Origin of the sequence: Pseudoneobacillus rhizosphaerae (assembly GCF_917563885.1) — a bacterium.
Classification (GTDB): domain Bacteria; phylum Bacillota; class Bacilli; order Bacillales; family Cytobacillaceae; genus Pseudoneobacillus; species Pseudoneobacillus rhizosphaerae.
The window spans coordinates 1-25,031 of record NZ_CAKJTG010000014.1 but is presented as its reverse complement, the minus strand read 5'-3'; the positions used below and the strand labels follow the sequence as shown (position 1 = coordinate 25,031).

24 protein-coding genes and 1 other annotated feature (1 of these 25 running past the window's edge) are annotated in these 25,031 nt (G+C 36.0%); of the genes, 19 read left to right on the top strand and 5 right to left on the bottom strand.

Annotated elements, in window-relative coordinates:
* Nucleotides 1–11, top strand: a binding site (T-box leader); it begins 200 nt to the left of the window's first position.
* Nucleotides 12–84: 73 nt separating this feature from the next.
* Nucleotides 85–1,347, top strand: coding sequence for a tyrosine--tRNA ligase (tyrS, locus tag LRP83_RS13170; protein WP_230497163.1), 1,263 nt, complete (start codon nt 85–87; stop codon nt 1,345–1,347).
* A gap of 345 nt (nt 1,348–1,692) precedes the next feature.
* On the opposite strand, the gene rpsD is transcribed toward tyrS, so the two are convergent.
* Nucleotides 1,693–2,295: a 30S ribosomal protein S4 gene (gene rpsD, locus LRP83_RS13165; protein ID WP_230497162.1), complete on the bottom strand. Its 603-nt coding sequence runs from the start codon at nt 2,293–2,295 to the stop codon at nt 1,693–1,695.
* 375 nt (nt 2,296–2,670) lie between these two features.
* Here rpsD and megL point away from each other — a divergent pair, with 375 nt between their 5' ends.
* The gene (megL, locus tag LRP83_RS13160) at nt 2,671–3,852 is read left to right on the top strand and encodes a methionine gamma-lyase (RefSeq protein ID WP_230497161.1); all 1,182 of its coding nucleotides are present in this window, start codon (nt 2,671–2,673) and stop codon (nt 3,850–3,852) included.
* Between the two features lie 226 nt (nt 3,853–4,078).
* Here the strand turns inward: megL and LRP83_RS13155 are convergent, their stop codons facing one another.
* On the bottom strand, nt 4,079–4,558 hold the full coding sequence (locus LRP83_RS13155; protein ID WP_230497160.1) for a GAF domain-containing protein: 480 nt from the start codon (nt 4,556–4,558) through the stop codon (nt 4,079–4,081).
* Nucleotides 4,559–4,720: 162 nt separating this feature from the next.
* On the opposite strand from LRP83_RS13155, the gene refZ reads away from it, so the two are divergent.
* The gene (gene refZ / locus LRP83_RS13150; RefSeq protein ID WP_230497159.1) at nt 4,721–5,356 is read left to right on the top strand and encodes a forespore capture DNA-binding protein RefZ; all 636 of its coding nucleotides are present in this window, start codon (nt 4,721–4,723) and stop codon (nt 5,354–5,356) included.
* Between the two features lie 272 nt (nt 5,357–5,628).
* The gene (ezrA, locus tag LRP83_RS13145) at nt 5,629–7,314 is read left to right on the top strand and encodes a septation ring formation regulator EzrA (RefSeq protein ID WP_230497158.1); all 1,686 of its coding nucleotides are present in this window, start codon (nt 5,629–5,631) and stop codon (nt 7,312–7,314) included.
* Nucleotides 7,315–7,375: 61 nt separating this feature from the next.
* Here ezrA and brnQ read toward each other — a convergent pair whose 3' ends face one another.
* Nucleotides 7,376–8,713: a branched-chain amino acid transport system II carrier protein gene (gene brnQ / locus LRP83_RS13140; RefSeq protein ID WP_230497157.1), complete on the bottom strand. Its 1,338-nt coding sequence runs from the start codon at nt 8,711–8,713 to the stop codon at nt 7,376–7,378.
* 209 nt (nt 8,714–8,922) lie between these two features.
* On the opposite strand from brnQ, the gene LRP83_RS13135 reads away from it, so the two are divergent.
* From LRP83_RS13135 to rarD, 6 genes are all read left to right on the top strand, one after another.
* Nucleotides 8,923–10,077 (top strand): cysteine desulfurase family protein, encoded by a 1,155-nt coding sequence (locus tag LRP83_RS13135; protein ID WP_230497156.1) that lies wholly within the window; start codon nt 8,923–8,925, stop codon nt 10,075–10,077.
* Nucleotides 10,067–11,275 carry a tRNA uracil 4-sulfurtransferase ThiI gene (gene thiI, locus LRP83_RS13130; RefSeq protein ID WP_230497155.1) on the top strand — a complete coding sequence of 403 codons (1,209 nt, stop codon included), beginning with the start codon at nt 10,067–10,069 and terminating at the stop codon, nt 11,273–11,275. The genes LRP83_RS13135 and thiI overlap by 11 nt, the downstream gene beginning before the upstream one ends.
* Nucleotides 11,276–11,380: 105 nt before the next feature.
* Nucleotides 11,381–11,587: an alpha/beta-type small acid-soluble spore protein gene (locus LRP83_RS13125; RefSeq protein ID WP_230497154.1), complete on the top strand. Its 207-nt coding sequence runs from the start codon at nt 11,381–11,383 to the stop codon at nt 11,585–11,587.
* A 139-nt stretch (nt 11,588–11,726) separates the two neighbouring features.
* Nucleotides 11,727–13,313, top strand: coding sequence for an acyl-CoA synthetase MbcS (gene mbcS, locus LRP83_RS13120; protein WP_230497153.1), 1,587 nt, complete (start codon nt 11,727–11,729; stop codon nt 13,311–13,313).
* Nucleotides 13,314–13,381: 68 nt separating this feature from the next.
* Nucleotides 13,382–14,971, top strand: a complete 1,590-nt coding sequence (locus LRP83_RS13115) for an amidohydrolase (protein ID WP_230497152.1) — start codon at nt 13,382–13,384, stop codon at nt 14,969–14,971.
* 162 nt (nt 14,972–15,133) lie between these two features.
* Complete coding sequence (rarD, locus tag LRP83_RS13110; protein WP_230497151.1) at nt 15,134–16,057, top strand: EamA family transporter RarD; 924 nt, start codon at nt 15,134–15,136, stop codon at nt 16,055–16,057.
* A gap of 41 nt (nt 16,058–16,098) precedes the next feature.
* Here rarD and LRP83_RS13105 read toward each other — a convergent pair whose 3' ends face one another.
* Nucleotides 16,099–16,899, bottom strand: coding sequence for an NAD kinase (locus LRP83_RS13105; protein ID WP_230497150.1), 801 nt, complete (start codon nt 16,897–16,899; stop codon nt 16,099–16,101).
* Nucleotides 16,900–17,063: 164 nt separating this feature from the next.
* Between LRP83_RS13105 and sppA the strand changes: the two genes are divergently transcribed.
* From sppA to LRP83_RS13060, 9 genes are all read left to right on the top strand, one after another.
* On the top strand, nt 17,064–18,077 hold the full coding sequence (gene sppA, locus LRP83_RS13100; protein ID WP_230497149.1) for a signal peptide peptidase SppA: 1,014 nt from the start codon (nt 17,064–17,066) through the stop codon (nt 18,075–18,077).
* A 16-nt stretch (nt 18,078–18,093) separates the two neighbouring features.
* Nucleotides 18,094–18,609, top strand: a complete 516-nt coding sequence (locus tag LRP83_RS13095) for an RDD family protein (RefSeq protein WP_354002344.1) — start codon at nt 18,094–18,096, stop codon at nt 18,607–18,609.
* Between the two features lie 82 nt (nt 18,610–18,691).
* Nucleotides 18,692–19,387, top strand: a complete 696-nt coding sequence (locus LRP83_RS13090; protein WP_230497148.1) for a DUF2953 domain-containing protein — start codon at nt 18,692–18,694, stop codon at nt 19,385–19,387.
* Between the two features lie 17 nt (nt 19,388–19,404).
* A complete protein-coding gene (ytfJ, locus tag LRP83_RS13085; RefSeq protein WP_230497147.1) occupies nt 19,405–19,902 on the top strand; it encodes a GerW family sporulation protein in 498 nt (165 codons plus the stop codon).
* A 130-nt stretch (nt 19,903–20,032) separates the two neighbouring features.
* Nucleotides 20,033–20,533 carry a thiol peroxidase gene (gene tpx / locus LRP83_RS13080; protein ID WP_230497146.1) on the top strand — a complete coding sequence of 167 codons (501 nt, stop codon included), beginning with the start codon at nt 20,033–20,035 and terminating at the stop codon, nt 20,531–20,533.
* Between the two features lie 108 nt (nt 20,534–20,641).
* Nucleotides 20,642–21,625 (top strand): class I SAM-dependent methyltransferase, encoded by a 984-nt coding sequence (locus tag LRP83_RS13075; RefSeq protein WP_230497145.1) that lies wholly within the window; start codon nt 20,642–20,644, stop codon nt 21,623–21,625.
* A gap of 216 nt (nt 21,626–21,841) precedes the next feature.
* Entirely contained in the window at nt 21,842–23,029 is a 1,188-nt protein-coding gene (locus LRP83_RS13070) for an acetate kinase (RefSeq protein ID WP_230497144.1), read from the top strand.
* 124 nt (nt 23,030–23,153) lie between these two features.
* A complete protein-coding gene (locus LRP83_RS13065) occupies nt 23,154–23,990 on the top strand; it encodes an EcsC family protein (RefSeq protein ID WP_230497143.1) in 837 nt (278 codons plus the stop codon).
* A 40-nt stretch (nt 23,991–24,030) separates the two neighbouring features.
* Nucleotides 24,031–24,543 (top strand): MogA/MoaB family molybdenum cofactor biosynthesis protein, encoded by a 513-nt coding sequence (locus tag LRP83_RS13060; RefSeq protein ID WP_230497142.1) that lies wholly within the window; start codon nt 24,031–24,033, stop codon nt 24,541–24,543.
* Nucleotides 24,544–24,591: 48 nt separating this feature from the next.
* On the opposite strand, the gene LRP83_RS13055 is transcribed toward LRP83_RS13060, so the two are convergent.
* The gene (locus LRP83_RS13055; protein ID WP_230497141.1) at nt 24,592–24,903 is read right to left on the bottom strand and encodes a hypothetical protein; all 312 of its coding nucleotides are present in this window, start codon (nt 24,901–24,903) and stop codon (nt 24,592–24,594) included.
* Between the last annotated feature and the right edge of the window lie 128 nt (nt 24,904–25,031).

The window sequence follows — 25,031 nt, the reverse complement described above, 5'->3', positions numbered from 1 at the left end:
GCGTCCTTGCATTTTGCAAGGGCGTTTTTTATTTTCCAAAAAACAGAATTAGCTAAGAACATTTAACAAATGGAGGCATTAAAAATGGATTTATTACAGGATTTGCAATGGCGTGGGATTATATACCAACAGACAGATGAAGATGGTCTGAAGGATACAATTAGTAATGAAAAAATTTCATTATACTGTGGGATGGATCCAACTGGTGACAGTATGCATATTGGGCATTTGCTTCCATTCTTGACACTAAGAAGATTTCAAAATCATGGTCATCGTCCAATTGTACTTGTAGGTGGAGCTACTGGATTAATTGGTGATCCTAAGACAACAGAAGAAAGATCACTGCAAACAATTGAAATGGTTGAACATAATGTTAGAGCATTAACTGGCCAACTAAAGTCAATCTTTGATTTTGAAGGAGAAAATGGTGCTCTCATGGTGAATAACTATGATTGGACTAAATCTTTGGATGTAATCACATTCCTAAGAGACTACGGTAAACATATTGGCATTAACTACATGCTTGCAAAGGATACAATTGCTACACGTTTAGAAACAGGTATCTCATTTACAGAATTTACTTACACTATTTTACAAGGGATGGATTTTAAGCATTTATTTGAAAATCATCAATGTAGATTGCAAATTGGTGGAAGTGACCAATGGGGTAATATCACAACAGGTTTAGAGCTTATTCGAAAAATGTTGCCAGATGAATCAAAAGCATTTGGAATGACCATTCCACTTGTAACGAAAGCAGATGGAACGAAATTTGGTAAAACAGAAAGTGGCGCAGTTTGGTTAGACCCTGAGAAAACAACACCTTATGAATTCTACCAGTTCTGGATTAATTCTGCTGATGCTGATGTAGTGAAATACCTTAAGTTCTTTACATTCTTAACTCGTGAGGAAATTGAAGCATTAGAAGCATCTGTTCAGGAAGAGCCTCATTTAAGAAAAGCGCAAAAGGCTCTAGCGGAAGAAATGACTCGTCTAATCCATGGCGAGGCTTCATTAGAGCAGGCAATAAAAATTACCGAAGCACTATTTAGTGGGGATGTTAAGAATTTGTCTGCTGCTGAAATTAAACAAGGATTCAAGGATGTTCCAACATTTGAACATACAAGCGGAGAAGAAATTGGACTAGTGGATTTATTAGTTTCAGCTGGAATCAGCCCTTCAAAACGTCAAGCTAGAGAAGATGTAACGAACGGTGCTGTTAGCTTAAATGGTGATAAAGTAACTGGGACTGATTACGTTGTAAGTGAAAAGGATCGAATTGAAGGTCAATTCACCATCATTCGTAGAGGAAAGAAGAAATATCATTTAATTAAATTTGGAAGTTAACCTAATTTATAAACACAATCAATGCGCCGGGGATATATACCTTCGGCGCATTGTGATTTAAAAGTTTGTGGTGATTGTTCTTTGAAGTTACTAGGAGCGGGATAGGCGGAATACGCCCGGATAAGCAGAAAATACGCCCGGATAAGTAGGGATACGTCCGGATAAGCAGAAAATACGCCCGGATAAGCAGAAATACGCCCGGATAAGCAGAAATACGCCCGGGTAAAACACAACTTACATGTCCAAAATCAGCAAAATGCTGGGGAACGGTAACGCAAGACGCATCAAGAGGTAATAAACTACAAAAAAACCCACATTTCAAGGATGAAATGTGGGTTTTTAAGATTAACGTGAGTAGAACTCAACGATAAGTGATTCGTTAATTTCAGCAGCAAGTTCAGAACGCTCAGGTAAACGAGTGAAAGTACCTTCTAATTTGTCTGCATCAAATGTTAAGTAATCAGGTACGAAGTTGTTTACTTCGATTGATTCTTTTACAACATCAAGATTGCGAGACTTTTCACGAAGGCTGATTGTTTGACCAGCAGCAACGCGGTAAGAAGGGATATCAACGCGAGAACCATTTACAAGAATATGACCATGGTTAACTAATTGACGAGCTGCACGACGAGTACGTGCTAAGCCTAAACGGTAAACTACGTTATCAAGGCGAGCTTCAAGTAAAATCATGAAGTTTTCACCGTGTTTACCAGGCATTTTGCCAGCTTTGTCAAATAAGTTACGGAATTGACGCTCAGTTACTCCGTACATATGACGAAGCTTTTGCTTTTCTTGTAATTGCAATCCGTATTCAGAAAGCTTCTTACGTTGGTTTGGACCATGTGGACCAGGAGCGTAAGGACGCTTTTCGATTTCTTTACCAGTGCCGCTTAGAGAGATTCCAAGACGACGAGACAGTTTCCAAGATGGACCTGTATAACGAGCCATAATATGACTCCTCCTTTAGTGTTTTTATTTTGGTAAAATAAAAACGTATATGAAGCAACAATCATATTCATTCTGTTTTCATGCACCCTCGCCTTAGCAGCACAAGGTTACAAGATGCACCATCATAAAGGGTTAAATCCCTTTCGAGGAACAAAATGAGAATATAAATCTGTTCATATAGGCTGCGATATTTTACACAAAAGCTATTATATAATTTATTTCATTAAAAAGTCAAGGTATTTTGGAATAATCAATTCAACAGCCAACAAAACTATACCTATTTTTTAAAAATAGAAGATTTTTCTTCTCATTTAGGTAGATTTATCATATTCTGGAATTATGAAAGCGTTTTCAGGTTAATGAGGAGGGTTTTTTATGGGGAAAAAATTTGAAACAGAAGTCATCCATAATGGCTATGAAAGCTCACAATTTGAAGGGAGTTTGGTTCCACCGTTATTTCAAACTTCGACATTTACATTTGCTACGGCTGAGCAAGGTGAAAAACGATTTGCCGGTGAGGAAAACGGGTATATTTATTCTCGTTTAGGTAACCCGACAGTGAAAGTGTTAGAGGAAAGAATAGCAGTATTGGAAAAAGGAGAGGCTGGTCTTGCCTTTGGATCAGGAATGGCAGCAGTATCGGCAATCCTATTAGCGTTAACAAAAACAGGTGATCATGTACTGTGTTCACAAGGTGTTTATGGCTGTACATTTGGTCTTCTTCAATTAATGAAAGAAAAATACCATATTGATCACGATTTTTCTACGATGGAAAATAAAGAAATTATTGAAAATGCCATTCGTACAAATACATCAGTCATTTATATTGAAACACCCATTAATCCGACCATGCAAATTGTTGATTTGCAATTGATTGCTGAGATTGCAAAGGAAAGGGGAATTCCTGTAGTAGTTGATAATACCTTTTGTTCTCCATATCTCCAAAATCCACTTGAGCTAGGTTGCGATGTAGTCATTCATAGTGCCACCAAATATATTTGCGGTCATGGGGATGTTATTGCTGGACTTGCTGTTGGAAAAAGTGAATTTATAAACACTGTTTCCAAAACTACTTTGAAGGATATTGGTGGCATTATTTCTCCTTTTGATGCATGGCTCCTTTTAAGAGGAATCAAAACGCTTCCTGTCAGAATGGACCGACATTGTGATAATGCTGAAAAGGTCTATCAATTTTTAAATGAACATGAGATGGTCGATACTATCTATTATCCTGGAGATGAAACTCACCCGCAGAAAGATATTATTCAAAAGCAAATGAAAAAACCGGGTGGAATTTTTTCGTTTACTATAAAAGGATCAAAGGAAACGGCACAGCATTTTATGAATCAGTTAAAGTTAATAAAAATTGCTGTTAGTCTAGGTGATGCTGAAACGTTAATTCAACATCCAGCAACGATGACTCACGCTGTCATCCCAAGAGACATACGCCTTCAAATGGGTATAGACGATACGCTATTAAGACTTTCTGTTGGCCTAGAGTCGTGGGAGGATATAGTTGAAGATCTGAAGCAAGCCTTTGTAGCAATAAGTTATTAAAGGCTGTTTTCGCAGAGATTGTTGCTTTTCGAACACAGACTAATTCCCGTATCAAATATGGGTTTCGTGCTCTTTTCCTTACTCAAAAGGAACTAACACTTAAGAAATTGGTAGATAAAACCGTAAAAATCCAAATGCCGATTTTTACTTTTTTATCTATAGCAACAAAGTTTACGAAAAGAGCCTAATCAAAAAGGAGCAGAGTTAAAATTCTGCTCCTTCCCTATTAGATATAAGGCATTAAAACCTCAACAAACTCTTCTAACTTTTGTTTATCAACCACATCAAAACGAGCCTTTTCAGGAGAATCGATGTCTAAAACACCAATAACTTCACCATTTTTTATAAGCGGTACAACGATTTCGGATTGAGATGCTGCGTCACAGGCGATATGACCTGGAAATTGATGTACATCTTCCACTAATATCGTTTCCCTTCTTTGAACAGCTGTCCCACATACCCCTCTTCCGATTGGAATACGTACACAGGCGGGTAATCCTTGAAAAGGACCTAATACTAATTCTTTTTCATCCATTAAATAAAATCCGACCCAGTTTATACGATCTAGAAATTGGTTTAATAAAGCAGAAGCATTACTCAAATTGGCAACTTGATTTTTTTCATCTTCCACTAATGCTTTTAACTGTTTTTTCACTAGTTCGTAATTATCTTCCTTATTTCCTCGGTAATTTTCGACGTGAAACATCCTTTTTCCCCCTTTTATTTAAAAATTTACTTTCTATTGTATCAAAACTGCTAGAAAAAGAGGAGACTTTGTCGATATCTTCTTAGAGGAAAGTGAACAGATAAACAGAATGTAGTATATATAGAATAATTTTATTTATGAAATTAAAGCGAGGGAAGCCCAGTGAAGAAAAATTCCAAAGAAGCAATTGTTGAAGCTGCGATTATTTTATTTAATACAAATGGATTTCACGGAACTTCCATTCGTGATATCGCTACGAAAGCGAACGTGAATGTAGCCAATATCGCTTATTACTTTGAAAATAAGCATGGGCTCCTAGAGTACTGTTTAACTACTTATTTTGAACAATATTTAATGAAAATAGAAGAAGCATTGCCATTGCTAGAGGATCATCCAGCCAACTGTTTGAAACAGGTAGCAGAAAATATTTTGGCGTTTCAATGTAATAACATTCAGTTTACAAGGTTTATCCTTCGTGAGATGTCCATTGATTCACAGATGGTACGCGAAATCATGTCCACTTATTATGTAAAGGAAAAGTACTACTTTAGAAAAATATTGGAAAAAGGAATGCAAACAAAAGTATTCCGTTCTCAATCCCTGCCTTACATGATTATCCAATTTAAAGGTCTTCTGACCATGCCATTTTTAAATACACAGTATGTGACAGAGGTACTGCATGTATTTCCACAGGAGCGATTCTTTCAAGAGAAATACTTACAAGAAATCTGTTATTGGATTGATGGAGTAATAGAGGCAAGCTCATTTTTTCAATCGAAAAAGGCTGTTAGCCAATAAAATATAAGAGGATATGAACTGATTATTTTCGCAATCGTCTCGATGCGCTTATATCAAGTTTGTATCCTTTTTTGTATAACTATATTTGCTATTTCAAACTATTAATAGATTAATAGTAGATTTTGTCGACAAATTCTTTAAAAAATATGAAAATAATAGTCAAAAAATGTCGTTTACATGGTATCATAATAGCATTGAAAAGATACTATGATGAAAATTACTTTAAACTTAGAGGATGCTTACTAGAAGCGCTGCCAAACAGGGGGCTTATTATGGAATATATAATTGGAATAATCGTTTTTATCATTGTCTTAATTTTAGTGGGAGTCTTATCAAAAAAGAAATCATTTAAAGAAATTGACCGTTTAGAACAATGGAAAATAGATATTATGAATCGACCAGTCTTAGATGAAATGTCAAAAGTGAAGCAATTAAATATGACGGGTCAAACGGAAGTATTATTTGAACGTTGGAGAAATGAATGGGATGAAGTCGTTACAATTGAATTACCGGATGTTGAAGAATATCTTTTTGACGCAGAGGAGTACATTGATAAGTATCGATTTAAAAGAGCTAAAGAAGTACAACGTAAAATTGATCAAAAACTTTCTAAAACGGAAAGCAAAATAAATAAAATATTAGCTGAACTAAATGAGCTCATCGGTAGTGAAGAAAAAAATCGACAGGAAATCGAACAGTTGAAAGAGGCTTATCGTGAAGCAAGGAAAAATTTATTAGCACATCGATATAGTTTTGGAAAATCCGAAACACAGTTAGAGCTTTTATTAGATTTAGTAGTGAATCAATTTGATATATATGAGGATAAAACGGTAAATGGAAATTACTTAGAAGCACGCGAAGAAGTTCTCTCGATTAAAGAAAGTCTCGAGAATATAACGATGATTATGGATGCTATTCCACAGCTATTAACAGAATGTCAATCAGTGCTACCTGCTCAAATAACAGAGTTAAGGGAAGGCTACCGAGAAATGGTTGAACAAGGGTATTATCTTGAACATATTTCTTTACAAGAAGAGACTGAGCGTTTAGAAATTGAACTTAACAGTTATATTAGTCTAATTGAGAAAACAGAAATTATCGAAGTTCAAGCTGGTATTCAAGTAATAAACGAAACAATTGAGGTTTTATATGATCTTCTTGAGAAAGAAGCTCATGCCAAAGGCTTTATTTTTAAAAATGAAAGTCATACTGGTAGCATGCTAGATTCAGCTCATCAAGCTAGTGAAATTCTAAAAGCTGAAACGATAGTGGTTCAGCAAACGTACCATTTAAAAGAGCACGAACTCGAACAATCACGACAGCTTGATAAGAGATTAACAGATCTCTCAAATCGATATTTGGTTATTAAATATAAAATTGAACAAAATGAAACGGCTCATACTTTATTAGGTGAGGAACTACTAGAAATTAAAGATGAAATTGAAACTGTACAAACCGAGCAAGCCGCTTATAAAGAAAAGCTTCAAATGCTCAGAAAAGATGAAATGGTAGCTCGTGAAAAAATCACGTATATCAAAAAGCGAATGAATGAGTGTCTTCGTCAGGTAGCAAAAGGTAATATACCGGGATTACCGGAGGATTATAAGTATTTATTTGAGGATGCTAAAGAAGCAATCCAAAACGTCATTTTGCAACTTGAACAAAAGCCACTTGACATGCAATCTGTTCAACAATATTTGGAACTTGCTGTTTTAACCGTTGATAAATTAACGCAACGAACAAATGATTTAATTGAAAATGTTGCATTAGCTGAAAAAGTTATTCAATATGGAAATCGGTACAAAAGTAGGTACCCATCTGTTGCGAATGGTTTGATAAAGGCAGAACAAGAGTTTAGAGGTTTCAATTATCAAGAAGCTTTAGAACAAGCTGCTGCAGCTATTGAGGAAATCGAGCCAGGGGCTTTGAAAAAAATTGAAGCAATGTTGAAGAATTAAATATAGAAAAAAACGGAAGCTCCTTGTCTTAGGGGCTTCCGTTTTTTATCTACATTTAAATCTAATTTAAAATGCTTTTCTTTGCTTCACCAAAAATAAGGGAGATCACATAACCTACTAATGCTCCTATTAAGGCGGGTATAACCCAAGCAACACCTTCACTATAAAAAGGTAGCTTGGATAATACGATTACTAGGGGAGTAAGATCTAAGCCTGACATTTTCAGTCCATCAATAAAACTAATAACTCCTGTTGGAATTAAAGCGAAAATATAAACGAAAGAATATCCATTAAAGAAATTATGAAAATAGGATAAAAGGATTAACACAATCGCAATTGGATAAATCATCATAAGGATAGGTAAAGAAACATTTATTAATTGCGTTAAACCTGCATTGGCAACCACTAAACTAAAAAGACTTAAAACAAACACTAAGGTACGATAAGACCACATAGGGAATATAGTTGAAAAATATTGAGCACAAGAGGAGACTAATCCAATGGATGTCGTTAAACATGCAAGTGTGATTGCTAATCCAAGAATTACTAACCCTGTCGAACCAAATAAATGTGTTGCTGCATCCGATAGTAGGACAGCACCGTTTTCTTTGGTGCCGATAGTATCAATGCTTGATGCGCCAATATAGGTGAGAGATAAATATACGGCTGCCAATCCGATTGCAGCAATTGCACCAGCAGTCATACAAGCCTTAGTTACCGTTGATCGATTTGTTATACCTTTATCACGTATAGAGTTGATAACGACAATTCCAAATACTAATGATGCTAATGCATCTAGTGTTAAATAGCCTTCGATAAAACCTGTAAAAAATGGTGTTTTCAAATAATCTCCTGTTGGCTGGGAAAAATCCCCCATGGGAGTAATAAAGCTTTTCGTAACTAAAATGGCAATAATAATTAATAATGCAGGTGTTAAAATTTTACCAATTCGATTGACTAACTTGGTAGGATTCAGTGAAAGCCAAGCGGTGATACCAAAAAAGATAATACTATATAAAATTAATGGTATTGGGCTATTGGCCATGCCCGCTGATAAAAACGGTGTAACACTTATTTCGTACGATACTGTCCCTGTTCTAGGTATTCCGAAGAAAGGTCCAATTGCTAAATATAGTATAAAGGGAAAAATGATTGCAAATAGCGGGTGAACACGTTTAGAGAGTGTTTGCAAATCCCCAGTCCTTGCAATAGCCATAACACCTAATAAAGGTAAGCCTACACCGGTAATAAGGAATCCGATAACGGCTGGCCAAACATTAGTACCAGCTTGTTGACCTAGAAATGGAGGGAATATCATATTTCCAGCTCCAAAGAATAGGGCAAAAAGCATTAAGCCTATAGCGGTTACCTCCCGTAGAGCAATAGAATTTTTTTTCATATATATATCCCCCTAAGGTTGTATCAAAATTTAGAACATTTAACATATTAGCATAGCGGATGAAAAAAATGTCGAAAATTATTTAAGTCTTAAAATTTAGTATTTTAAAATAATTCCTTAACAAGTGAATTCATAAACTACATGTTCATTTTTTACTAATTATGCTAAGATTATTTGTTGGCACAATGCACCACAAAAGGAGAAAGCTGATGATTTATTTTGATAATAGTGCAACAACAAAACCATATAAAGAAGTAATCGAGTCTTTCGTAAAGGTATCTAATGACTATTTTGCCAATCCTTCATCGCTTCACAAGCTAGGTGGACAAGCAGAAGGTTTAATCAATCAAGCGAGAAATCAATTGGCACAATTACTTAATATAAAGCCACGTGAAATTTATTTTACCTCGGGTGGTACAGAAAGTAATAATTTAGCAATAAAAGGTTCTGCAATGATGTACAAAAATAGAGGAAACCACATCATTTCAACAACCATTGAGCATCCTTCCATCAGAGAGTCATTGGAGCAATTAAAGGGACAAGGGTTTGAAATTACGTATCTTCCTGTTACTTCAGAAGGAAGAATAAACATAAAGGAATTAAAAGAATCTATTCGCGAAGAAACGATCTTAGTGTCAATGATTCATGTAAATAATGAAGTTGGCTCAATCCAACCGATTAGAGAAGTTGGAGAAATATTAAAAAAGTATCCGAAAATTCTTTTTCATGTAGATCATGTTCAAGGTGTGACAAAAGTACCGCTTGATTTTCATGAATGTGGAATTGATTTATGTTCGATTTCTGCTCATAAATTTCATGGATTAAAAGGGAATGGTTTATTGTTTATCCGTGAGGGATTACGAATCTCTCCCCTCTTAACTGGAGGTAATCAAGAATGGACAATAAGAAGTGGCACCGAAAACGTCGCGGGTATTGTGGCAATGGCAAAAGCGCTTCGACTTTCCACAGAAAAAATGGAAAAAGAGCTGCCAAATGTTGTTAATGTCAAAAAAATTATTATTGAAGAGTTGAAAAAGGAGAACGAAATAATCATTCACACTCCTTTTGAAAATAGTGCTCCTCATATCCTTAATTTTTCAATAAAAGGCTTTAAGTCAGAAGTAGTCGTACATGCTCTTGAGGAATCTAATATCTTTGTTTCGACAACAAGTGCATGTTCCTCTAAAATTAAAACGGTTAGCCACACCCTTTTAGGGATGGGGGTAGATGAAGAAATCGCCAAAAGTGCTATTAGGATAAGCTTATCCTTTGAAAATACAGATGTAGAAGCAAGAAAAGTGATAAAAGCCTTACAACAAACGATACAAAAATTAGGAAGGACAATGATAAACAATGAAGTATGATCGCATTCTCGTTCGTTATGGTGAGCTCTCTACTAAAGGGCGAAACCGTAATAAATTCGTTGATAAATTAAAAAGAAGTATTAATAGAGTGATTCGTAATTTTCCTACCGCCACTATTGAGGCAGACCGTGAAAGAATGTACATCCTTTTAGGAGAAGAGAAAGTCGAAGATATTGCCAAAGCTCTAAAAAATATCTTTGGTATCCAATCGTTTAGTCCTGCTGTTAAAGTAGAAAAAAACGTCGAGTTAATGAAGCAAATCGCTTTGTCACTCGTTCAAAAATTATATCAGCCTGGATTGTGTTTTAAAGTCTCGGCAAAAAGAATTGATAAAACGTTCGAGCTAGGTACGGATGAAATGAATCGTGAATTTGGGGCCCATCTCCTCATTAACATTCCTGGATTAAAGGTTAATGTAAAACAGCCTGATATTAATCTTCGAATAGAAGTTCGGGCGGAAGCGGCCTATCTATACTGTGAAAATATTCTAGGGGCTGGAGGGTATCCTGTTGGTTCAAATGGAAAAGCCATGCTCATGTTATCCGGAGGAATTGATAGTCCAGTTGCTGGCTATTTATCACTAAAAAGAGGTGTGGAAATTGAAGGAGTTCATTTCTATAGTCCACCTTTTACAAGTGAACGAGCAAAGCAAAAGGTAATTGATCTCACCGAAAAGCTTGCCAATATTAGTGGGACCATTGCTCTTCATATTGTGCCATTTACTGAAATTCAACAAATGATTCAAGATCAAGTACCAAGCAACTATACGATGACAACGACTAGAAGATTAATGCTTCGAATTACTGATGAAATTCGTAGAAGACAAAATGGGCTAGCGATAATAACTGGTGAAAGTTTAGGACAAGTTGCCAGTCAAACGTTAGAAAGTATGTATACAATTAATCAAGTAACAAATACTCCTATACTGAGACCTTTAGTAATGATGGATAAAACTGAAATTATTTCGCTTGCTCAACAAATTGATACGTATGATATTTCCATTCGTCCTTTTGAGGATTGCTGCACTATTTTTGTTCCATCCTCACCTAAAACAAAACCAAAGCTTGATAAAGTGGAGCATTTCGAAAGTTTTGTTGATTTTGAACCATTTATTCAAAAGGCAGTGGATAATACAGAATTAATGATTATTCGACCAGGTGAGTCATTGAAGCAAAATGTAATTGAAGATTTATTTTAATGAGAGAATAGACTTTATGAATAAATTGTGAACAATTACCAATTAAACTTGTGAATGAAGGTAAAGGATTCTACACAATCTATACTCACAAGGAGGTGATATCACATGGCAAACAACAACAACTCAAATCAACTTTTAGTTCCAGGTGTACAACAAGCTCTAGACCAAATGAAGTATGAAATTGCAAATGAGTTCGGAGTTAACCTTGGGGCAGACACTACATCTCGCGCTAACGGTTCAGTTGGTGGTGAGATCACAAAACGCTTAGTTCAAATGGCTGAGCAACAATTAGGCGGAGGATTCTCTCGCTAATAACTAAATAGAAATGGCTACAAGGAGTGGGATAAAACCCACTCCTTTTTAACGTCAAATAAAATATTTTAAATTTTATAATAATTTTGTATAATAATAATTAGGCAATATAAGCATTTTCGTAGAGGGGGAAGAGATTTTGGAACGTAAAGATTTAATTGCTCCAGAAAAGTATAATCTTGTAAGTGAAATGGATAGATTTGCGCAAGATTCATCGAAAATCGCTTTGAAATGGGAAAATGAAGAAGGTCATACAAAGGAAGTTACATACGCAAGCTTGATGAAGAATGTGAATAAAATTGGTAATGTTTTTATTAATAAGGGATTAACACAAGGAGATACGGTACTCGTCATCATCCCTAGATTAATCGAAGCCTATCAAGTCTATCTTGCGGCACTTAAAGTAGGGTTAGTGGTTATACCAAGCTCAGAATTATTACGTACAAAGGACTTACAGTATCGCATTAATCATGGCGATGTAAAGGGTGTTATTAGCTTTCATGAGTATGTGGAGCAATTCAATGGTATCGACGAGATGAAGAATATTCAAAAGTTTGTGATCGGCAATGATGCGGAAGGTTGGTGTCTTTTAGATCAAGAACTGGAAAACGCATCTGAGGAATTAAACTTAGCTAATACACATCGTGATGACATGGCGTTTTTATCCTATACTTCTGGAACGACAGGAAATCCTAAGGGTGTCGTCCATACTCATGGTTGGGCATTTGCACATCTACAAACTGCAGCGAAAAACTGGTTATGTATCGAAGAAGGTGATACCGTTTGGGCAACAGCAGGACCTGGATGGCAAAAATGGATTTGGAGTCCGTTTCTTTCCGTATTAGGATCTGGGGGAACTGGTCTTGTGTATCACGGGAAGTTCGAACCAGTAAAATATTTGCAGCTTTTAGAAAAATATCAGGTGAATGTATTATGCTGTACACCAACAGAATATCGATTAATGGCCAAGGTAGATTCTTTATCGGAATTTAAGTTAAGTAATCTGCACAGTGCTGTATCTGCAGGAGAACCATTAAATCGTGAAGTGATTGATACCTTTAGAAAGTATTTCCAGGTTGATGTCCGTGATGGTTATGGGCAAACCGAAAATACATTACTTGTCGGAATCACGAAAGAGATGTCTTTAAAGTCTGGTTCTATGGGTAAGCCAACTCCAGGAAACCGTGTTGAGATTATTGATGAGGAAGGTAAACGATGTAGAGTTGGTGAAGTAGGGGATATAGCTGTACATATTGAAACACCTGCACTATTTAAAAATTATTATAAAGACCCTGAACGAACAGCAATGCAGTTCAGAGGAGATTATTATATAACAGGCGATAAAGCCAAAATGGATGAGGATGGTTATTTTTGGTTTGAAGGACGTGGAGACGATATCATTATTTCTTCTGGCTATACAATTGGACCCTTTGAAGTCGAAGATGCTCTAGTTAAACACCCACTTGTTAAAGAGTGTGCTGTTGTGGCTAGTCCAGATGAGCTTCGTGGAAATATTGTAAAAGCATTTGTAGTGTTAAGAGATGGGGTGGATGCCAATACCCCAGACATCGTGAAAACACTGCAAGACCATGTGAAGGAACTAACAGCTCCATACAAGTATCCTAGAAAAATTGAATTCCTATCTGAGCTGCCAAAAACTACTTCAGGGAAAATTCGCCGTATTGAGCTTCGCCAAAAAGAATTACAGGCTATAAAGCAAAATTAATATTTAGTAAAATAAAATGCAGAGGAGACTACTTTTCTGCATTTTAATTTTTAAAAAGGGGAGTAAATATGGGGAAATTATGGTTTGGTGGAAATATATATACATTAAGTGCTGAAGGACAACAAGTGGAAGCTGTTTTAACAAAGGATAATCACATTATTGCTATTGGCACAAAACAAGATTTAGAAGGAAATTTTGATATTACGGAGTCTATTGATTTACAAGGTGCGACGATGCTACCTGGCTTTGTGGATAGTCATTTACACTTGATTGGTCATGGAGAAACATTAATTAGATTGGATTTGTCTAAATATTTATCGAAAGCAGAAGCATTAGCTGCAGTAAAGGAGTATGCAGCTTCCTTTTCTAAAGGTGAGTGGATTATCGGTGAAGGTTGGAATGAGAATTTATGGGAGTCGGCTGAACCCATAACCTTACAAGAGCTAGATGAAATTGTCGCGGATTCACCTGTTATGTTAAAAAGAGTTTGTAGACACGCATTGGTTGTGAATTCTATAGCGCTTGAATTGGCGGGCATTACTAAAAATACAAATACACCTCCAGGTGGGGTTCTAGAAAAGAATGATCAAGGAGAACTAACTGGACTGCTCAAGGATCAAGCACAAGAGCTTATCTATGAGGTACTACCAAAAGTATCGAAGGAATATTTAGAACGTGCTATGACAGCGGCAATTAATGACGCCTATAAATTAGGTTTAACTGGTGGACATACAGAAGATTTATACTATTACAGTGGGTTTCAAGATACATATGAAACGTTTGAAAAAGTTATTAAAGAAAACGGATTAACGTTTCGAGCACATTTATTAGTCCATCATGAAGTGGTTTCTGAAATGAAGCAAGCTGGATTTGAGCCTTATTCTGGTGATTTAGGAATTGAGTTTGGTGCGATGAAGATTTTTGCTGATGGTGCATTGGGTGGAAGAACAGCATTATTGAGTTATCCATATGCTGATGATCCTTCAACAAATGGGGTTGCGATTTTTTCCCAAGAGGAACTCAATGAGCTTTTCGACAAGGCAAGAAAATTGGGGTTGCCTGTTGCGATTCATACAATCGGGGATTTAGCGTTTGAGTATGCTTTAAATGCGATGGAGGCATATCCAGTTAAGAATGGGAGAGACCGTATCATCCATGCTCAAATTTTGAGAGAAGAATTAATTGAACGTGCAAAAAAATTGCCTTCACTGATTTTAGATTTGCAGCCTAGATTTCTTGCCGCTGATTTCCCATGGGTTATAGATAGAATCGGACCTGAGCGTATGGACTATTGCTATGCTTGGAAAACTTTGTTGGATTCAGGGATACCTTGTGCTGGAGGATCAGATGCTCCGATTGAGCCACTTAATCCATTATGGGGAATTCATGCTGCTGTCACACGAACTAATCTAAATGACCCGACACGAACTGTTTATGGAGAAAAAGAGAAACTGTCTGTTTATGAGGCTGTTTCACTCTTTACAAAGGGTAGTGCATACGCGATTTGCCATGAGAATGATCGAGGGATGATAAAAGAAGGGCACTTAGCGGACTTCACTGTGCTAGAAAAAGATATCTTTACTATTTCAGAAGATAAAATTTCTGATTTGAAAGTGAAAATGACTGTTATTGGTGGAGAGATTGTTTATCAGGATTAAATCTCAAAAAAACAATCATACTATGCACATACTTTACTCATGAGAACTACCAATCTGGAATAAACAACCATTTTTATTTCAATAAAGCTATTGCGCTTTTTTCATTTCGACTTATAATTAATTAATATTATTTCGAATCTCTAATGAATCGAGGCGCGTTGAATGAAACGTAGTGAATACCAGGTAGGTGTTATATCGGCAGCATGGTCGTATTTGATTTGGGGGCTATTACCAATATATTGGAAGTTGGTAGATGTAGTTAGTTCAGAAGAGATTTTGGCTAATCGAGTTGTGTGGTCGTTTGTTTTTATGGTCATGCTGTTAGCAATAACAAAAAAGATTAGTAGATTAAAAGAAACGCTACAACAATTGTGGGCACATAAAAAGCAATTAGTAGCGTTGATGCTCGCATCTGTACTTATATCTTGTAATTGGTTTATTTATATTTGGGCGGTAAATAGTAATCATATGATTGAGGCAAGTCTTGGATATTATATTAACCCATTAGTGAGTGTCTTATTGGGGTTAATTATTTTAAAAGAAAAGTTAAGTATTCCTCAGATTGCATCACTAATTCTAGCGGCGATAGGGGTATTAGTGTTAACTTTAAACTATGGTAGCTTCCCTTGGATATCAGTAACCTTAGCCTTATCTTTTGGGTTATACGGATTAGCAAAAAAGATGATTAAGGTGGATTCGGCGATTGGTTTAACACTCGAAACGATGATAGTTACTCCTCTTGGAGTCATTTATATGGTCTATTTATTTGTACAAGGAAACAGTTCCTTTTTTGCGATTTCACCAACAATTGATATTCTATTAATCGGTGCGGGTGCGGCTACGGCAACACCATTGCTCTTTTTTGCGATTGGTGCACAAAAGATACCATTGTCAACACTTGGATTTCTCCAATACATTGCGCCAACAATCTCGCTCATGTTAGGAATATTTGTATATGGTGAACATTTCTCAAAATCACATTTACTTGCATTTGTATTTATCTGGTCAGCGTTGACGATTTATTCATTGTCAAAAACAAAGCTTTTCGTCAGCATCACCAAACGGAAAAAGGACTTACCTGCATAACACGAAAGAGCCTGACAAAAGTCAGGCCCTTTTCATTACAATTATAAGTAAGTTCTTTTCACTTTTTCCCAGAAGGAATTATCCTTTAATTTGACCGTCTTAATTTTACTGTCACTTAATTTAATATGAATACTCTCAACATGTTGAACACTTAATGCTTCATTGTCCATGCCCATAGTTGGATGGTCATTTCCGTCCTGTACAACTTTCAAAGTTAATTGACGATCACCACTTAGGATAAACGATGAACCAAGTGTACGATATTGATTAGTATTAACAGAGGCAAGCTCCGTTACCTGCAAACAAGGAAGCATCGGATCGACGACAGCTCCATTGACCGATTTATTATATGCGGTACTTCCAGTTGGAGTGGCAACAATCATTCCGTCCCCGCGGAAAGTTTCGAAATGCAGAGTATCGATAAATACATCCATAACAAAAGGCCTTATGATAGCAGAACGAATGCTAAATTCATTCAAGCACTTGAATGAGAATTGATTGTCAACCGTTACATCAATTGTTGGATAACGGCGAACTTCAATTTGCTCATTTGTAATGGCTTCGATCATTTTAGAAGTATCATCAATTTGGAAATCACAATACATACTTAATTTCCGTGAGGTAGTTATCCCAGCGTATAAACAATCTTCTCGGAAACCTGTTTTTCTTACAGCTTGTAAAAACGTTCCATCTCCACCTATACTAATAACAATATTAGCATCTTTATAATCCTTAACAATATTAAATCCATAACGTTGGGCTAAATCATATAACGGTTCTACCTTTTCCTTCATAGATGTATCCATAGGATGGTAAAAATAAACATTGCGGCGTTCTGGCATGATGAATTCCTCCAAAAGTATGTATATATTTCCATATTCTATCCCAATTTCAATTGCTTTACAAAAAAATAAATGTTAAATAAAGTTTAGCATGTTTTTAAAACTTTTTAAAAGTGTAAACGTACATAATAAAGTGAACATTATTTGAACTGGAGGTACAATGCATGAATGGTAAACGATGGGCTGCTTTAGGAATTGCGATCGGATTATTTATTTTTTCCACAATAATAAATCTTTTATCGACCTTTGCTTTTAACGATATTGAAACTAGCTTCGGTGACATGTTTGCATCAAGTGAAGAAGCATTTACAGAGGAGATTATCGATGAAGGAAATGAGAGTAATAAAATTGCCGTTCTAGAGGTGAATGGAGTTATTCAGGATACAGGTGGGAATGTTGGCTCATTTTTTGAAAGTCCTGGTTACAATCACCGTGCCTTTTTAGAGAAATTAGATCATGTAAAGAAGGATGATTCGGTAAAAGGAATTATCCTTCGGGTGAACTCTCCAGGAGGTGGGGTAGTCGAGAGTGCCGAAGTTCATAACAAGATTGTGGATATCCAAAAGGAGACTAAAAAGCCCGTTTATATTTCCATGGGATCAATGGCTGCTTCAGGTGGCTACTATATATCTGCTCCAGCTACTAAAATTTTTGCTAGCCCAGAAACGCTCACAGGCTCTCTAGGCGTTATTATGCAAGGCATCAATTATGAAGGTCTTGCTGATAAATATGGAGTGGACTTCGTAACCATTAAAAGCGGCCCATACAAAGATATTATGAGTCCAACTAGAGAGATGACTGAAGCAGAAAGAACCATTCTTCAGTCCATGATTAATAATTCCTATGAGGGCTTTGTAAAGGTTATTTCTGAAGGAAGGGAAATTTCTCCCACAAAAGTAAAAGAATTAGCGGATGGTCGGATTTACGATGGAAGACAAGCAAAAGAGTTAAATTTAATTGATGAATTTGGCTATTTTGATGATGTTGTTGAATTTATGAAAAAGGATATAAAGATAAAGGATGCCCAAGTTATTCGTTATACTGAAAACTTCGGATTCGGTTCCCTTTTTAGCATGAGTGCTAATAAAATTATGGGTAAAGAACTTGAAATGACAGGACTAATGAAAATACTTTCGCAGCCTAATTCACCTAGACTTATGTACTTGTATGCTGAATAGGGAGAGTGGGAATAGGATGGACAATAATCAAACAGACGAGGAAGTTCTTCGTGACCACGAAATTGAAACAGAAAAAGAGCCCGAGTATATAAAAGAGAAAAGTCTAGATTATACACAAGGGCTAAGGTATGCAGGATTTTGGATGAGATTTTGGGCTTATTTGCTTGATTTAATCGTAATAGGAAGTATAGATCGTATTCTTGTAAAGCCCATCTTCCGACTTTTAAATATGCCCTTAGTAGAAAGCGATTTGTTTGCGCCGATATCGATTGCAACAGCCATTACCTTTTATGCCTATTTTGTCTTAATGACAAGGTATTTTCAGCAAACATTGGGGAAAATGGTGTTTGGACTAAGAGTAGTTGGACTTGTGGAAGAAAGACTTTCATGGAAAACGATTCTTTTTCGGGAATGGATTGGCCGTTTTATTTCTACGACAATCGTCATTGGCTATATCATTACAGCCTTTTTACCAAAAAAACAAGGATTGCATGATCTTTTTTCAGATACAAGCGTCGTGCACGAATATTGAAAAAAAACCTATCAGCCATGTGTTGATAGGTTTATTTTTTTCCAAAAAGTAGATAATAAAAGCTTGAAAGGTTGTGATCGAAATGAAGTGGCTAATTATAGCTCTTATTATCATTATTATCCTGCTAGTCACCTTTATTTTGACTAAATTAACCGTTATTCTAGATTACTATCATGGTAACGATAATGATCATTTAAAGCTAGAATTTAAAATATGGTTTGGAATTATTAAGTATAAAAAAGAAATACCGATGATTAAAATAGATGACAATTCACCAACAATAGTAGTAAAAGAAAAAACAAAGAAAGGAAGAGATGAAAAAACATCAAAAGAGGAAGAGAAACAAATTGATAAAAAGGATATTTTAAATTATTTACACAATACAAAAGAGTTGCTTAATCACGTCGTAAAATTACATAACATTAGTAAAAGTTTTTTTAGCAAAGTAAGTGTAAGGCGGCTGGAGTGGCATACTGTAATTGGTGTTGGTGATGCAGCTTATACAGCAGTTGCTACAGGAGGAATTTGGGCTGTTAAAGGCAGTATTTTAGGAATCATTAGTCATAATATGAAACTGAAAGAGATGCCGAGGATGACGGTTACACCTTACTTTCAGTATAAGGTCTCCCAAACTAGAATTAGATGTATGATTCAATTTCGTATCGGGCAAGCTATGTTAGCAGGTTTAAAACTGATTAAATTTTGGAAGGGTGGACGCCCTGATTTTAAATCAAAGTCAAAGTCAGTTCTGTCACAAAAAAAGCCTAAGTCCGTTTAATGAAGGAGGAAGCAGATATGTCTGACCATCCAATTCAAGGATTAATGACAACCGCAATGGAAAGTTTAAAGGAAATGATTGATGTTAATACCATTATTGGCGATCCAGTAGAGACGCCAGATGGGAGCGTCATCTTAACAGTATCAAAGGTTGGCTTCGGGTTTGCGGCAGGTGGAAGTGAGTTTGTTCTCGATGGCGGTGGTGGAGGCTCCTCACAAGGCCAAAGCCAAGGCCAAGGCCAAGCAGGGGGCCAAAAACAACATCCTTTCGGAGGAGGTAGTGGTGGTGGGGTATCAATTACACCAATCGCTTTCCTCATTGTTAATTCTCAAGGAGTAAAAATGCTCCATCTAGATGAAAGCACTCATTTATTAGAAAAAATTCTTGATTTGGCGCCACAAGCGGTAGAAAAGGTTCAACAAATGTTTGCTAAGAAGAACAATGAACAGAATAAGCAATCAGAGAATCACAATCAACAAAACCATCAAGCATCAAAACAAGATCTCGACTTCTAACCTATTAAGGTTAACCAACTTAACAATGTTGGTTAACTTTTTTCATGATGATAAGTTTTAATTTTTGCAAAAAAGTAAGTGAAACGATATGATTTAGATTGTACATATGAATACTAGGAGGATTTTATAAATGGCAAATGTAACGTTTAAAGGCAATCCAATAACACTACCTGCTACTGAAGTAAAGGTAGGAGATAAAGCTCCCAATTTTAGCGTACTAGCTAATGATTTATCAGCAGTAACTCTTGAAAGCTCACAAGGCCAAGTTCGTTTAATTGCTTCTGTTCCATCTATCGATACTGGTGTTTGTGATGCAGAGGTTCGTAGATTTAATGAAGCGGCTGCTCAGCTTGATAACGTTAAACTTTTAACAGTTAGTGTAGATTTACCATTTGCACAAAAGCGCTGGTGTGGAGCTGCAGGAATTGAAAATGTTCAAACGGTTTCTGATCACCGCGACCTTTCATTTGGTGAAGCTTATGGTGTAGCAATTAAAGAACTTCGCTTACTTGCACGTGCTGTATTTGTTATTGACTCTACAGATACTGTTACGTATGTGGAGTATGTGCCTGAAGCAACAGATCATCCTAATTATGAAGCAGCGATTGAAGCAGCAAAGCAAGCAAGATAAAGCTCGCTAAGGCCTCGATATTTTCGAGGTCTTTTTTCTTTTTAATACTTGTAGAAGCGATGAATCATGGCTAAAATGAGAATAAAAATAGTTTGGGAGGATGAAGTTTTGAAAATTTCTCCAGTAGAAAAGTTATTTACCACCTTTAATGAAACAGCCATAATTCTTCAGGAGGAGTTATCCTGTACCTATTTAGAGGCTTTAGCTGAAACAGGTGAAAATATTTTTGAAGGTAACGTTCTTCAAGAGGGATTAAGTGAACTTTCGATAAAGCGACTAGAAAAAAAGTATGATGAATTGAAACTAGAAGATTTTTCAAATGAAGAAATTCGTAAGGCGTATCAGCTTGTTATTTTAAAAGGGATGAAAGAAAGTGCTCAACCGAACCACCAAATGACACCTGATTCAGTAGGAATCCTCATCGGATACCTAGTATATAAATTTAATAAAAATGAATCCATACATATTCTAGACCCTGCAGTCGGGACAGGAAATCTTCTAACAGCCGTTCTCAACAACCAAATGAATAAACAATCCTCAGCAATCGGTGTCGATGTAGATGATTTATTGATTAAATTAGCTTATGTAAATGCTAATCTACAACAGCACCCTGTACAGTTTTATAACCAGGACAGCTTAGAACCATTATTAGTGGACCCAGTGGATGTAGTTATTAGTGATCTTCCAGTAGGATATTACCCGGATGATTTGAGAGCACAAGATTATAAGTTAAAAGCAAATGAGGGGCACTCCTATGCACACCATCTTTTGATGGAACAAAGTGTAAACCACGTGAAACCAGGTGGATACTTATTTTTTGTAGTACCAAACGGACTATTTGAAAGTAAAGAGGCCTCTAAGCTAGGGGAGTATTTAAAAGAAAATGTTATTATTCAGGGCTTCCTCCAGCTTCCGTTGAATATGTTTAATAATAAATCTTCAGCCAAAAGTATTCTTATCCTTCAGAAAAAAGGAGAGAATGTACAACCTCCTAAGGAAGCGCTCTTAGTAGAATTGCCTAGTCTGTCGAGTATAAAGGCAATGGAAAAAATATTAAGTCAAATTGGGCAATGGATTGCCGACAATAAATAAAAGCTAACAACCAGACTGTAAAGAGGTCTGGTTTTTTATGTATTTTAGTAAAATTCTGAAAATACCAAGAATCTGAATATAACAACATTTACTGTAAGCGTTATTATTGAGAAGAATCATTTGAAATGTGTTATACAATGCTTTAATGTTGAATTGAGAGTGTATGAAGCGGGAAAGAATACAAAGGGGTATTGTTACATAAAAGGAGCGAAATATATGGCTAAGGTTATTGCAATTAATGCAGGAAGTTCGTCATTAAAATTCCAGCTTTTCGAAATGCCAAATGAAGAGGTTATTACAACTGGAATTGTTGAGCGAATTGGATTAAAGGATTCTATTTTTACAATATCAGTAAACGGTGAGAAAATTAAAGAAACTTCAGATATTCCTAATCATGATATAGCTGTTAAAATGCTATTAGATAAACTTACAACTTTAGGTATTATCAAATCATTAGATGAAATCGAAGGAATTGGTCATCGGGTTGTTCACGGTGGAGAAATCTTTACAGACTCCATGGTAATTACAGATGAAGTTCTAGCTAAAATTGAGGAATTATCGGAGCTAGCACCCCTTCACAATCCTGCGAATATCACAGGAATTAAATCATTCAAGCAAGTGTTGCCTAATATACCAGCTGTTGCTGTTTTTGATACTGCATTTCATCAAACAATGCCTGAGAAATCCTTCTTATATAGTCTTCCTTATGAATACTATAAAAATTTTGGAATTAGAAAATATGGATTCCATGGTACATCCCATAAATACGTTTCCCAGCGAGCTGCTGAAATGTTAGGAAGACCTCTAGAACAAATCAGATTAATTTCCTGCCATTTAGGAAATGGTGCGAGTATTGCTGCTATCGAGGGTGGGAAATCAATTGATACCTCAATGGGCTTTACACCACTAGCAGGCGTAACAATGGGAACTAGATCAGGGAATATTGATCCTGCCTTAATTCCATATATTATGGAAAAAACCGGATTATCTGCTGACGAGGTATTAGATGTATTGAACAAGAAAAGCGGGATGCTTGGAGTGTCTGGGCTTTCTAGTGATTTAAGGGACATTGAAGAGCTAGCATCCCAAGGAAATGAACGAGCAGAATTAGCTTTAGAAGTATTCGCGAGCCGTATTCATAAATATATTGGATCTTATGCAGCAAGAATGTACGGTGTAGACGCCATTATATTCACAGCCGGAATTGGTGAGAATAGTGATGTTATTCGCGCAAGAGTTCTTAAAGGACTTGAGTTTATGGGTGTATATTGGGACCCAGCACTTAATAAAACTCGTGGAAATGAGAGATTTATCAATTATCCACATTCTCCGGTTAAAGTAATGGTGATTCCGACAAACGAAGAAGTCATGATTGCTCGAGATGTTGTAAGACTATCTAAATAATTCAGCAAACAAAGGCTCTATGGGCCTTTGTTTTTTTTATGGACAGCCCTTTTGCATTTAAGATAATTAGCTTACGTGTGGTATACTATGGGAAAATGTGAAATTTCTAGGAAGGTGGTCAACAATGACTTGGACAGAACGAGATCAAAAGGTTAAGGAAGAATTGGCGGAATGGGAAAATAAACTGCTTAGCTACCAACCAAATGATTTTGAATTAACCTATGAAAAATACATAGAAAAAGCGTTCTCTTTACTTCCTGAAGATATACAAACACAATTCTTTAGTTTACTCGATGCGTGGTTATTCCATCTGCATGCTTTAATTCAAGGAACTCAATTTCAAATGGACGCTAAAGACCGTGTCCTTTCTGCAGGTAGAGTCTTTGATCCTCAAATTGAAGGTATTACAGATTTCAGAAATTTAGAGATCGATCAATTAAATTATATCGTCCAGCAACAAATTTCACGTCACCGATTTTATTCATTCGCGCAAGGTGGTCTTGCTGGAACAGGCGGAACTCTGTTATTAAGCTCAGATTTACCAGCCATGGCTGTCATTAACCTCCGAGCAGTGCAGTTAATTGCTATGTCCTATGGGTTTGAGGTGAATACTCCGTTTGAAATGATGACAAGTTTAAAAGTTTTTCATATTGCCACATTGCCAGCTAGATTGCAAATAGAAGGCTGGGAAGAATTAAAATCAGAACTTTATAATGCACATGATTATCTTTTCGAAGGTAATGAAAAGTTAACTGATGTATCCTGGATTGAACAACCAATCAAACAACTTTTAAAAGCAATGGCAATAATTGCCTTTAGGAAAAAATATCTTCAAGGAATTCCACTAGTTAGTATGGCAATAGGTGCTGGTTCAAACTACTCTTTAACACGAAAAGTGACAGACTTTGCAAAAAAATATTATCAATGGAGATACTTATTGAATAAAAGTGATCAATTTTAGTAAATACGAAAAGAAAAAAAATATAAAAGAGGATCAATAAATGAGTCTACAAGAGCATAAAAAAACTGCCGTTTTACAAACGAAATGTAAAGTCATTACAGTAAGTGATACTAGAAATGTAGAGACAGATAAAAGTGGGCAATTAATGAAGGAATTGCTTGAAAATAGTGGTCATCAAGTGGTTGATTATGTCATTGTCAAAGACGAAGGAGAAGCTATTCGCGCTGAGGTCATAAAGGGCTGCACCGATGAGAGGATTGACGTGGTATTAACGAATGGTGGTACCGGTATTGCGAAAAGAGATGTGACTATCGAAACAGTTAAGCAGCTGTTTGAAAAAGAAATCAGTGGTTTTGGTGAGCTATTCAGACTGTTAAGCTATCAAGAAGATATTGGCTCAGCAGCTATTTTATCGCGAGCAATTGCTGGGGTATACAATGACACAGCTGTATTTTCAACACCAGGCTCGACTGGTGCAGTTCGATTAGCGATGAATAAACTTATACTTCCTGAGCTAGGTCATGTGGTCAAGGAATTAAAAAAGGATTTATAAAAAGTCTGACATGATGTCAGACTTTTTTACAACCGCTTCCACTTTTTCTTACATATGTGCTTTTGAAGCAAGATCCTGATTAGTACGATACCATAACCAAAGCTCATTAATAACGGAAGCCAATTCGGCGATTTCCGTATTTAAATGACACGATTTTTTAAAATCACTTTCATTTGAAAGGGAGTTTTGCTTAAAGTTAATTTCTGCTTCTAATTCAGCAATTCGGTCAGGGATTGCGCCTCTAATTTTTTCCCACTGAAAAAGAATGACTTCTCTAGTTTCTTTATTATAAAAATCCCATTCGTCCAATAAGTGTGGGATTGGAATTCCTAATCTAGAATCAAAACGAAAAAAATCCATGAAATCTAATACCTCCAATAAGGTTCTAGTAACTATATTACTACAATTTTAAAAAAACGGTTATTTTGTTAGGCTCTTTTCGTAAAACTTTGTTGCTATTAATACTAAAAAAACGAACAAAACAAAAC